A 12,834-nucleotide genomic window follows, 5' to 3' on the forward strand; every position below is an offset into this window, starting at 1 on the left:
TTAATTCATTCATGGGGAGCCTCCGCATAGACGTGTTTTAACAGCGTTTCTACAGATTCAAAAGCCGCGGCCTGCGCAGCACCCACGGCTTCTTCAATCTCTTGATCAACCGCGTGTTCGATCGTCTGCAGTTCACCCGCTTCAATTTGATTATTATCTTCGAGCCAATGCGTTAATTGCACAATGGGATCTTTCTTTTTCCATGTTTCAACTTCACTGCTGTTACGGTAAAGCTGCGTATCAAACATCGAGTGACCACGGAAACGGTAGGTTAGACATTCAATAAATTGCGGCCCGCTGCCATTGCGTATGGCACTGCAAGCTGATTTGGCTGCCGCTTCCACTTCTATTACATTCATGCCATCAACCACTTGTGAGGTTAAACCGTAACTTTCCGCTTTTTGATAAATTTTTTGATTCGATTCTTCAAGCTCCAGTGCAGTGCCCATCGCATATAAATTATTCTCACAGACAAAGAGAATTGGAAGCTGCCATAACTTTGCAAGGTTTAGGCTCTCATGAAATTCACCTTCAGCAACCGCGCCATCACCAAAAATACAACAGGTCACAAGCGGACGCTGCTGCATTTTATCGGCTAATGCCAAACCAACCGCGAGCGGCAGGGCACCTGCGACAATAGCATTGCCGCCGAAAAAACGACGGCTACAGTCAAAGAGATGCATTGAACCGCCCCGTCCGCCGCTACATCCTGTTTCTTTTGCAAACATCTCTGCCATAACTGCATTCATCGGCAGTCCTCTTGCTAGGGCATGACCGTGTTCGCGATACGTTGATAATAGCGCGTCTTCAGCGGTCAGTGCTTGCATCAGGCCAACCGATATCGCCTCTTCTCCGTTATATAGATGTAAAAAACCGCGAATTTTTTCTTCGCTGTACAAGGTTACACAACGTTCTTCAAAGCGGCGAATGCGAATCATCTGCTTAAGTAGATGATGCAAATGTTCACGATTTATATGCACTTTATTATTAGTCATGAAATACTCCCCAAGTATTGCGCTTTAGCAATCGTTTATGATTCGTCGCTCTCAAGTGTGGAAATATCACCTTCAGGCAAGCCGAGTTCCCGTGCTTTGAGTAAACGTCTCATGATTTTTCCGCTGCGTGTTTTGGGCAAATTCTGACGGAATACTATTTCCCTTGGTGCGACGGCAGGACCCAATCGTTTACGCGCATGACCGAGCAGGGTTTTACGTAATGTCTCATCTTCCTCATAACCGGGTTTTAGTGCGACAAAAGCTTTTACTATCTCCCCGGCAACCTCATCAGGTAGACCAATAACCGCAACTTCAGCGACAGCGGGTTGCTCCATCAGTACACTTTCAACTTCAAAGGGGCCAATTAAATGGCCTGAGCTTTTAATCACATCATCGGCTCGACCTACAAACCAGTAATAACCGTCGACATCACAGAAGGCCAAATCGCCCGTTAAATACCAATCACCGACAAAACATTTTTGGTAGCGCTCATTTTCATGAAGGTATCCTCGAAACATAGAGGGCCAACCCCGTTTTAGTGCAAGTTCCCCAATTTGATTCGCTTCCGTTATGGGGGTTTTTATGCCGTTATTACCCTGCATAATGGCAACCTCTATACCCGGTAGTGGTCGCCCCATAGAGCCTGGCCGGACTGCTGAGGTTGCAAAGTTGGCGATCATGATGCCACCTGTTTCACTCTGCCACCAGTTGTCATGAAATGGTTTAGCGAAGACTTTTTGCCCCCATATTACCGCCTCGGGATTAAGTGGCTCTCCGACACTGGAGATAAAGCGTAAAGCACTGAGATCATACGCTTTTGCAAGCTCTTCTCCCGCTTTCATTAGCATGCGGATAGCAGTTGGTGCGGTATACCAGATATTGATTTTCTGCTCACTGAGCAGTTGATACCAGTGCTGAGCATCAAATTCGGCTTCATCTATGATTAAGGTGACTCTATTACATAAGGGCGAGATAATTCCATAAGAGGTGCCTGTCACCCATCCGGGATCGGCTGTACACCAATAATTATCCCCCGGCCTTAGATCAAGCGCATAAAATCCGGAAATACTGTGGTAAATAACCGCCTTGTGAACATGCATCGCCCCTTTAGGTTTGCCGGTCGTCCCTGATGTGAAATGTAATAAGGCGAGTTCTTCGGGATTGCATAAACGGGTTGCGAAAGCAGGACTCATTTGTGCTAATAAAGCATCTAGATCGTAGCAATTTTCAGCTAGGGGCTGCGTGACATTATATAAAAAGATCCATTTTAAGCTGGGTAATTCACTACACCAGCCATGCACTTTTTTACGATAAAGTGCCTCGCTTGTTACCAATGCCCGCGCTTCACCAATTTCCATGCGCGAACGGATTGGCTCGGGTCCAAATGCAGAAAAAAGTGGCGAAAATACCGCGCCGAATTTAAGCGTGCCTAATAAGGCGATGTAAAGTTGCGGAACGCGATTACATAGACCAAAAACTGTATCACCTGACTGTAAGCCAACCCCCTTTAAAATATTCGCAAAACGGTTGGTTTGCTCTTTTAAATCTGCGTAGCTAATATCTTTTTGCTGGCCTTTTTTACTTAACCAACGAATGGCTGTTTGTGTACCAAAGCCTTCTTCGACATGCCTGTCTACCGCTTCAAATGCGATATTTAATCCCTTTTCTCCTCCTTTTATACGCAGCTCTGCTGTTTTCCAATCAAATTGGTCGTAAATATCTTGATAGGAAGTTAAATTGTGATTCGAAGCCTGTAATGGATCTTTTTTTATTTCAGGAAAACGCATTTCAATCTCCTTAGGTTTAATCCTAAAAAAATAACTTTCTATTGAATAGTAGATGAAAGATAACAATATCGCCTAAATAAACAGCAGATTTACGGCGTATTGTTTGAATAAAATAAAAGTGGTGGGTGGAACTGGTTATGCTTATTTGGCTACTCGCCTATATTAATGTGTCCACTAAATTTATTGCTAATAGATTTTTACTGAATAGTTTGCTTGTCTGATTAATGCCAAAACCCTTTGCTACTGCCCAACAAGATAATTTTCGAACCTATTTTCATTAATTTGCAAGCGCTTTCTTTGTGTTTTATTTATACAAGTAATCGCTTTCTTTTTTTATCTTGTAAAAAGTGAATAGCAATCTTTATCTCATTTAGTTCGATTTTCAAGTGATTCATGTCACTTTATTCCTCTGGTTGTGTCTATTTTTTATTCGAAAATTGGTTTTTTATCTCATCCAAGAGGAATGGAAGTATTTTAGCCTCACTCAAAAAGAAAGCGCTTTCATTGCTTTTTTGTTAAATCAAGCGATATTTTCCATAAAAGATATTTTGAGGGTGACGTCGATCACAAAGATCAATTGAAGAATGTTTTATGAGATTTTAAAGGGATATTTCCACCGCTTGGATCACATCTTAAGCCGCGCTGATCCAATATGATTTGGCGTCGTAAAAGAGGAGTTTTTACTGTAATAACTACAATAATAATTATTTAATCATTAATAAAACAGGAATGATCAATGGAATTGAAAATAAAAACATTAGCGCGTTTTACCATGCCGCTATTCGTCGCTGCCACGCTAGCTGCATGTGGCAGTAGCAATGAAACTGTTGTTGTTACACCTGACGTTATACCTGACGTTGTTATAGCTGACAGTGACGCTGAGCTTAATTACCTGCGTAAAGATGCCAGTTATGATGGTTGGGGCTTGCATATCTGGAATGATGATCCCACTTGTAATGGTGCTGCTGACAGTGCGGTGACTAGCTGGGATGAACCTCTTTTGGCTTCTGGTACAGGTACTCATGGTGCTATTTATAATATTCCCTTAAAAGAAGGGGCTACTTGTATAACCTACATTATGCACAACGCAGGCGATAAAGAGCCTGGTGGTGATCGCAAGTGGGATATGAGCAGCTTAGGTAAAAAAGTTTATTTGGCACAAGGCAATGTAGATCTTTCTGCTACGCCCCTCGCATTGAGTGTTTACGAAAGTCAAAAAGGCGCATTAATTGATGCGACGACCCTCGTTTGGGATACAAGTGGCGATGATTCTTATGAAATTCATTATTTAGCAGAGGGTGGTTTTGAACTTGATGATGATACGGGTGAATTTGTATCTACCTCTACCCAAGTTCTTGCGCTTACTGACAAAGAGATGCCAGCTGGCGTCGCTAAACGTTACGAAAGCTATAAAGCATTTTCTTTTACACTGCCTGACGGTGTGACAATTGATACATTAGTGCAAGGTCAACTGGTTGTTGTTGCTAAAAATACCGAAGGCAAAGTCTTCGACGCAACAGGTGTACAATTAGCGCCAGCATTAGATGCTGTTTACGCAAATGCGGTCACTGATCCAGCAAAAGATGAAACATTAGGTGCGGTAGTTAATGGCACTGCTGCGATGTTTAAATTATGGGCGCCAACCGCTAAAAATGTAGCGCTTTACCTTTATGATGAAAATTTAGATCCAATAGGTGATGCTGTAGCCATGACGCGTAAAGCAAATGGTACTTGGGAAACGGCTGAAGTTGCAGACGCGCTGGGTAAATACTACCGCTATGAAGTTGAGGTATACCATGCTGCGCTAGATAATGTAGAAACACTACAGGTAACCGACCCGTACTCTTTAAGTTTATCGGTTAACAGTAAATACTCGCAAGTGGTGGATTTAGCAAATCAAGCTAAACCATCCGGTTGGGATACGCAAACTATACCTACAGTTGCTACACCAGAAGAGCTGGTTATCTATGAAACTCATCTTCGTGATTTAACCTCTGCTCCAAATGATTTTGGTACTGATGCGTTAGATGGCAAATACACGGCAATTACTGAAACTGATCGTGCCAGTGTTAAGCAGCTCGTTTCGCTTGCAGACAATGGTATGAATGTAATTCATCTAATGAATTTGTTTGATATTGCAACGGTTGATGAAGATCCGGCAAAACATGTTGAACTAAGCGATACAGTTGCAAAACTTTGTGGTCTGAATGCAAGTGCTGCTGTGTGTGCGGGTGATCAGAGTGTGACACTGCGTGAGCTGCTCGATGGTTTTGATCCGGAATCTGGTGAAGCACAAGCGTTAATGAATGATCTGCGTATGTATGACAGCTTCAACTGGGGCTATGATCCATTCCATTACACAACACCTGAAGGCAGTTATGCAACAGATGCTAAAGGCACTGTGCGTATTGAAGAGTACCGTACGCTGATTAAAACATTGCATGCCATGGGTTACCGCGTAGTAATGGATGTGGTTTATAATCACACTAACTCAGCTGGTACTGATGATAAGTCAGTTCTGGATAAAATCGTCCCTGGATATTATCAGCGTCTTAATGCCTCTGGCTATGTAGAGAATTCTACCTGTTGTTCAAATACAGCAACAGAAAATACCATGATGGGCAAGCTAATGACTGACTCTCTGGTTACTTGGGCTAAAGAGTACAAGATTGATGGTTTCCGTTTCGATTTAATGGGACATCAACCTAAGCAACTGATGGTTGATTCACTGGCAGCAGTTAAAGTAGAAGATCCTGACACTTATTTCTATGGTGAAGGTTGGAACTTTGGTGAAGTTGCCGATGATGCACTGTTTGTACAAGCAACTCAGGCGAATATGGCCGGTACTGAAATAGGTACTTTCTCAGATCGCTTGCGTGATGCTGTTCGTGGTGGTGGTCCCTTTGATGGTGGCGATACATTACGTGCAAACCAAGGTTTTGCTAATGCCGGTGTTTGGAATGAGATGCAAACAGATACTGATGCCTCAACACTTAAACTAAGACAAGATGGCGACATCATTCGTTTAGGTATGGCGGGTAACTTAGCTAACTTTGTATTACTTGATCAAGAAGGTCTTACTAAACGCGGCCAGGATGTTGACTATAACGGTCAAAAAGCAGGTTACACAGCCGATCCGCAAGAGAATATCTCTTATGTCTCTAAGCATGATAACCAAACGCTTTGGGATAACAATATGTACAAGATCGACGCCAGTGTAAGTTCTGCACAGCGTGCACAAATGCAGATATTGGCGTTAAGTACCAATATGTTGGGTCAAGGTATTCCATTTTTCCATATGGGATCAGAACTGTTACGCTCTAAATCAATGCAGCGTGATAGCTACGATTCTGGAGACTGGTTTAATACCGTTAACTACGATATGTTCAGTAATAACTGGAATGTCGGTCTGCCGCGTGAAGATAAAGATGGAAGTAACTGGCCATTAATCAAAACCATCATTGCGGATGTCAATGCAGAGCCAACCTCTGCTGATATCGTATGGACAGATGCTCGCTTTAAAGAGTTATTGAAAATCCGTACAAGCTCACCGCTGTTTAGTCTTGCAACTGAAGCTGAAGTTAAAGCACGTGTTGATTTCCAAAATACAGGCCCGACTTCAATTCCTGGTGTGATTGTGATGAGCATTGATGATGGCACAGGTGTTGCAGATTTAGATCCTGCTGCTGATGCCATTGTTACTGTGATTAATGCGACAGATCAAATGCAAACTGTCCCTGTAACAGGTGCGACTGGTTTTGCATTGCACAGCGCATTAGTTTCAGGAACTGCTTCTTTTGCTTCTGGTCAATTTACAGTGCCTGCATTAACCACCGCGGTATTTGTTAAAGCGCAAGTGGGTGCTCAAGGTGTTGGTCTTGCAGTTGATAATAGTACTAAAGACTTATCATCTATCCCGCCATTTGGTGATGATATCCCGCATATTCAAGGTGATATGAATAGTTGGAAAGCGACTGATGCAATGGAGTTCACTGGCGCTGGTGTTTACACATCAACAATGACATTAGATGCTGGTACTTACGGCTTTAAAGTGTCGGATCCAACTTGGGGCCCTATTAATTACGGCGGTTCAAGTGCTTTGACTATAGGTGAAGTATTCCCGCTAGATGGCGGAGATAATATCTCTTTAGTTTTAGACGTCAATTCGGTCGTTACTTTCAGCTTTGATGCAAGTGATAAAGATGCAGCAACGCTTACTGTGACTGCTGTTGAAGTTAAAAGCTGCTCAGTGCTTGCTGATAGTGCAGATGTAGGTCCTTTAGGTGACACTAAGATAGCTCTAATCGGTAATATTTCTAGTTGGAATTACGATGCTACTTACCAGTTCAGCTACAAAGGTAATAATACTTACCAGGCCGTAGTAACGGATGTGGCGCTTCTAGGTGCTGATGGTTTCAAGATGCGTGGTGACGCTGATTGGGATACCCAACTCAACGTGACTATGGATGATGTTGCTGTCGCTAACGTTCAAGCTGATGTTGAATATGACCTATCTGGTGCAGTGAATGTCTCTGGGATCAACTTAACAAATAACAACACAACAGTGGATACCAGTGCGGGTACTTATGCATACACAGTTGTCTTTAATGAAAGTGCTGACTTAAGTGCTGAAGCCGTACAAGGTACGTTTAGCATGTGTGAAGTTGCTGCTCAGTAAAATATAGAGTTAACAACTATTGAAAAATCGGTGCCTTGTGCGCCGATTTTTTTTATCTTAAAACGCTGTTCTTACTTTATTACCACTGGTGATGAATCTCTAATGGCCAATATTACAATGATAATTGAAGACAATTTACGCTTAGTAATAGCTCTTTATCTTATTTTTTATTGTAGAGAAATAGAGCTTAGTCAGAGGAACCGGGCATATAGTTTTGAGGCGTTATTTTAGGGGACGAAGTGGTTAATAAATAGAGGGAATCTATAGCCCTTTATTTATTTAATTATGCCTATTGAAGAGTTAACTTTATTACAGACATAAAAAAACCACGCTAATTAGCGTGGTTTTTTGTATCGCTCTATGAACAGGTTAGCTATTTATTAATCAGGTAAAACACCATTGTGATAGACATTCTGTACATCATCGCAGTCTTCTAGCATCTCCATAAACTTTTCAAATTTTTCAACATGCTCTGGTGTGATATCTGTATCGGTCTGCGCTACAAAAGTGATCTCTTCAACATCGAGTTCAAGATCTGGGTAAGCATCATTAAGCGCTGTTTTTGCTTTGTAGAAATCAGTGTGAGGACAAAATACAGTGATATTACCCTCTTCACTTTCAACGTCGCTTACGTCAACATCAGCCGACATTAATACTTCTAAAACAGCGTCTTCATCTGAGCCATTAAATACAAATACGGCTTGATGTTCAAACATGTGGGCAACGGTGCCTGTTGAGCCAATTTTAGCGCCTGTTTTCATAAAACAGTTACGCACATCAGTCCAAGTACGTTTATTATTATCCGTCAAGCAGTCGACAATAACCGAGCAACCACCCGGGCCAAAACCTTCATAAGTTGCGCGTTCATAATCTTCACCACCACCGCCTTTGGCTTTTTCAAGTGCTCGTTCGATTACATGGGTGGGGACTTGATCTTTTTTTGCAGCATCAATTAAACGTCGTAATGAAAGATTCCCATCGGGATCAAATCCGCCATTTTTTGCACAAACGTAGATCTCTTTACCATACTTTGAATAAACTTTAGTTTTCGCGCCCGCAGTTTTAGCCATAGACTCTTTACGGTTTTGATATGCTCTTCCCATCTAATCAGACTCTTTTTGTTAGTTATACCAATTATGCTATGCAACTATAACTGGTATAGGTGAAAATTGTTGGCAATAATTTTACCTTGTTAAGGTAGTTCTGCGCTAGTCTGACATCAATAAAAATTGAGTTGGCTGATAAATTGTCCATTACAATCAATATTTTTTGCTATTTAAGCAATGCAAGCTAAGCAGATATACAATAAAACAGCTTAAATATTCAAGCTGCTGAATAATATTTTACGGACAGAGAAAGTTACAAGTTACTTAAGGTAAGGCTCAGCTAACAATTTGTAGTTTTTTACACTGACTTTAGTCGGCCCGTAAGTTCGCGCAGAACGGAAACTATCCCGGCCGATGGTGATAGATACATCACTGTATAACTCTTTTTGTGTGATAACTTTTGCATTTTCAAAATAGAGCTGCAATTCAGCAGTATTATTTTCTAGCTCTGTTTGTAGTAGAGCTAATTGTATTTTTACCGCTTCTTTAGTCAGCATTAAACGTGCATCTAACATCTGTTTTTTTTCTGATGCGGGTAAGCAGTCTATTTTTCGTTGTGCAACGATTAAACTTTGTAATTTTTCTTGCTCTTGCACAATGTCGCTGTTGATCCGTTTTTTAGCGGCCATAAGTTCTGGATACAAACCGGTAAGATCAATAGTCGTTTTACTGCCCGCGCTGGCACCGAGTGTAACAGTATTAACCCCCTTATTGGTGGATAAAAAACCGCCTAAAATTACGCCTTTGTTACCAGCGTCATCTTTAACATTTATATTCCCTCCAGCGAACACATAGCAGTGTGATAATTGCTTTTGGATATTGACATCGAGGCCGGCGTTAATTTTTGAATATTGACTAAAGTTGGCAATCACCGCACCCTTACAATCTATATCGCAAGAAAAGTTGCCACCACCTAATTCTACTTGATGACCTAAAATACCTTTACCAACAATCAGATCGCCGCCACAATCAACGTGTGCAGATTCAATAAAACCGGAGACGGTAACATCACCCGTGGCAGAGACTTTCATCCCATCACAAATGTCACCTTCAACAATAACACTACCTTCATAATTAACATTACCATAAGTAACATCAACATTTTTGACCATTAAAACATCATCTACTACCATGCCATTATTCAATGCTTTGGGAATGCCCGGTATGCTGGCGATAAGTAGATTAGGATCAGTAGAGCAAACCTCTGTGTTTGTGCCTGCCTCTAAAGAGAAATCTTTGCCTGAAGTATGTTTAACGATTGCACCCGTAACATCAATACCCGCGAAGCCTTCGCTATGGGGGATTTTACGCATTAGCTGATCGCCAGGTTTTACGGTAATCAGTTGCCCGAGATTGCGCATATCAACGCGGCCATCTTCAATTTGTTGGGGTTTAAATAATCGTTCTCTAGGTGTCTCAACGAGGCGTTTAAAGGAGGCGTCAGTGCCGTTAACTGGTTGCTTCCCCTTGGCTATAGTCACTTGATAGATGCTACCAGGCTTTGCTTGTTGTGATTTATCGATCAGTAAAGTTAACGCTTTGTGATTAATTCCGTGCTTTATTTCTAATTTATCCATCTCATTTTTTAACTGCTCTGCAGTGACGGGCAAACCACCATAAGCGGAGATGATGTGTGCTTTAGCAACCATTTTAAGAGGATCAAGTGTTATGCTGAGTTGTGCATCAAGCCTGTCTGCAATGGCCACTGATTCTAATTCCGCACTACGTTCACTTTCATACTCAAGACGCTGAAAACTCTGAATTGCTTGATTGACACCTGAGATATTTAATTTGAGCTGAGAATAATCTGACTGCTGAAAAATACGCGATAAGCTGTCCACACTAACATCGTCTTGAACAGGGGTGATCAAAACCAGTAATTGCTGTTTATCGGGAGATAAACGCAGTAAGTTAGTTGAAAGTGGTTGGTTATTTTTCATATCATTTATTCTTTTAATTATGAAGCCAGATTATATTTAATCACAATGTAATAACCTATCTATAAAGCGCTTACAAGAGCGGTAGATGGAGATATTTAATACTATGCTGGAGCAGTAAACATGTTTTAATAGCAGCCTGCGGGAGGTTAGCTACTTTTTTTGTATTTTCTTATTAGAATATAGCGATTTTTATAAGCTAATGGAAAATAAAACAAATTACCGAATATTTAATAAAAACATTGGTGGAGCTAACAGTCTAAGCGAGTAAATGGTCAGATATTAAGCTTATATCACAACTTTATTAATTGTGATTTAACTGTGATTTAATTGTGACTGGCCCGCCTATAGTAATCAGTTATCTGTTTTTTATAACGCCAAAAATCCAGAAACTGTCGCACAGATGGCTAAATAAAGCGACTATCTAATAGAGGTCAACGACTAAATGATCGTTTTTAACGCGAACTTTACTTGCACCATAACTGCGTGAGGAGCGGAAAACATGGTCACCTATCAAAATATCGACATCACTGTGCAATGCTTTTAATACCAGCACATGGGTATTACTGAAGTATTCTTGTATTTCAATATAGTTATTTTCCCGTGCACGAGTATGTGTGATTAGCTGATTTTTTATCTCCTTTATCGTAAGCGTTAAGCGTTCATCTAATAATTGTACTTTCTCGGAATTACCTGCATTGGTGAGTTTACGTTGCGCGCCAAGTACTACCCGCAACTTTTCCTGTACCAAGTCTAGCGATGAGTTAATCTGTTTTTTGTTTTCCAATAACGCTGTATATCTGCCGATCAAATTAATAGTCGTTTTAATCCCTACCGGTGCGCCGAGCGTAACGGTACAAATACCTTTGCTGGCAGATACAACGCCACCAAAAATAGTTCCTTTTTTTCCTTCTTCATCTTTAACGTTTATATAACCTTTGCACTGCACATGGCTGTGCAATAACTGATGCTTTATATGTAAATCGTGACTAACTTTGACTGTTGCATACTGAATAAAATTAGCAAAAAGAGATCCTTTGCAATTTATCTCAGAAGAAAATTTATTCTCGCCTTTAATGGGATGGCCTAATATCCCTTTAGTGACGAACAGATCACCACCACATTGAACTTTTGACGAATCAATAAAGCCGATAACTGTAATATCACCAGTTGCAATTATCTCCTTACAACCGCGAACATCACCGGCAATAATAAGACTGCCTGTATGCTTGATATGCCCAGAATCAGCATTAAGGCTATCCATCATTAACAGTTGGTCGACCTTCATACCTCTGTCTAATATTATTGGTGTACCTACCTCTGTGGCGATGAGAAGGCTCTCATCAGAATTACAGATGGCAGTGTTTTTACCAACATTGAACGGATATTCTTTGCCGGGTGTATGTTTAATTATTTCGCCTGTCACTGTCATGCCATCGTGACCTATGCTGACAGGAATGCGTCGCATCAATTGATCCCCTGGTTTGACAGAGATCAAATTACTAATACTACTCATATCAAAACTACCATAGTCTAGCTTCATGGCATTTTGTAATATCTCTTTAGGTGTATCGAGTAAACATTCAAATTGGCTATCACAGCCATCGACGGCTGCTATGCCCTTGGCTATTGTGATCTGATAGGCGGTGCCCGCTGTTGCTAGTGCTGATTTTTCTAAAAGTTGTTTTATCGCAGGCTGTGAAATACCCACAGTAATGTGCCGCTGATTGATTGTATCCATCAGTTGCTGATAGGTTTTGTTTCCCCCCGCAAATGCAGAAATTATTTTTGCCTTTGCGGTGAGTTTTTCGGGATCGAAAGTAATGGATAATTGTGCATCACAGCGTTCTGCAATAACAATAGATTGAAATTCAGTGTTACTGGCTACGCCGCTTTTAATCTCTTTATAGCATCGGATCGCATCATTCAAACCCGCTTTGTTAAATTTGAAGTTTTTATAATCAGAGTCTTTAACGAGAAAAATTATATCTGCGCTACTGACCTCCTTTTTAACGTATGAAATTAAGAGTCGTAGTTGCTGTTTATCTTCCGATAAACTGAGTTGGGTTGCTGAAAGTGTGAGTGCTTTATCCATTGAATACTTCTTACTATAAAAATATAAGCTTGGCGTACAGCTCTTACAAGTCGTTTAATATAAAGAACATTTATATAATAATCTATTTGCAGTAGCCATCTTTTATTATTTTCAATTGGAAATAACTATCCCATCACCTGTTTTTGTTACCTAGTAACAGCAATGAATAACGATCATGATTATAAAATTTCTTATGATCTACAATATAGCATAGAGCTGCCAATTTTATTGTCTGC

The 12,834-nt window shown here is 40.8% G+C and carries 6 protein-coding genes; 1 reads left to right on the top strand and 5 read right to left on the bottom strand.

Features of this window, described 5'->3' with window-relative positions:
* Positions 1-5 precede the first annotated feature (5 nt).
* Positions 6-995 carry a pyruvate dehydrogenase (acetyl-transferring) E1 component subunit alpha gene (gene pdhA, locus ACJAT7_RS05870; RefSeq protein ID WP_415225873.1) on the bottom strand — a complete coding sequence of 330 codons (990 nt, stop codon included), beginning with the start codon at positions 993-995 and terminating at the stop codon, positions 6-8.
* Positions 996-1,030: 35 nt separating this feature from the next.
* Entirely contained in the window at positions 1,031-2,782 is a 1,752-nt protein-coding gene (gene acsA / locus ACJAT7_RS05875; protein WP_415225874.1) for an acetate--CoA ligase, read from the bottom strand.
* A 736-nt stretch (positions 2,783-3,518) separates the two neighbouring features.
* Here acsA and pulA point away from each other — a divergent pair.
* Positions 3,519-7,460 carry a pullulanase-type alpha-1,6-glucosidase gene (gene pulA / locus ACJAT7_RS05880; protein ID WP_415225875.1) on the top strand — a complete coding sequence of 1,314 codons (3,942 nt, stop codon included), beginning with the start codon at positions 3,519-3,521 and terminating at the stop codon, positions 7,458-7,460.
* Between the two features lie 380 nt (positions 7,461-7,840).
* Here the strand turns inward: pulA and ACJAT7_RS05885 are convergent, their stop codons facing one another.
* The 3 genes from ACJAT7_RS05885 to ACJAT7_RS05895 form a co-directional block, all read right to left on the bottom strand.
* Positions 7,841-8,563, bottom strand: coding sequence for a YebC/PmpR family DNA-binding transcriptional regulator (locus tag ACJAT7_RS05885; RefSeq protein WP_415225876.1), 723 nt, complete (start codon positions 8,561-8,563; stop codon positions 7,841-7,843).
* A gap of 263 nt (positions 8,564-8,826) precedes the next feature.
* Entirely contained in the window at positions 8,827-10,506 is a 1,680-nt protein-coding gene (locus ACJAT7_RS05890) for a DUF342 domain-containing protein (protein ID WP_415225877.1), read from the bottom strand.
* A gap of 421 nt (positions 10,507-10,927) precedes the next feature.
* Complete coding sequence (locus ACJAT7_RS05895) at positions 10,928-12,598, bottom strand: DUF342 domain-containing protein (protein WP_415225878.1); 1,671 nt, start codon at positions 12,596-12,598, stop codon at positions 10,928-10,930.
* Positions 12,599-12,834: the final 236 nt, after the last annotated feature.

The organism is Psychromonas sp. (assembly GCF_047632995.1).
Lineage (GTDB): Bacteria > Pseudomonadota > Gammaproteobacteria > Enterobacterales > Psychromonadaceae > Psychromonas.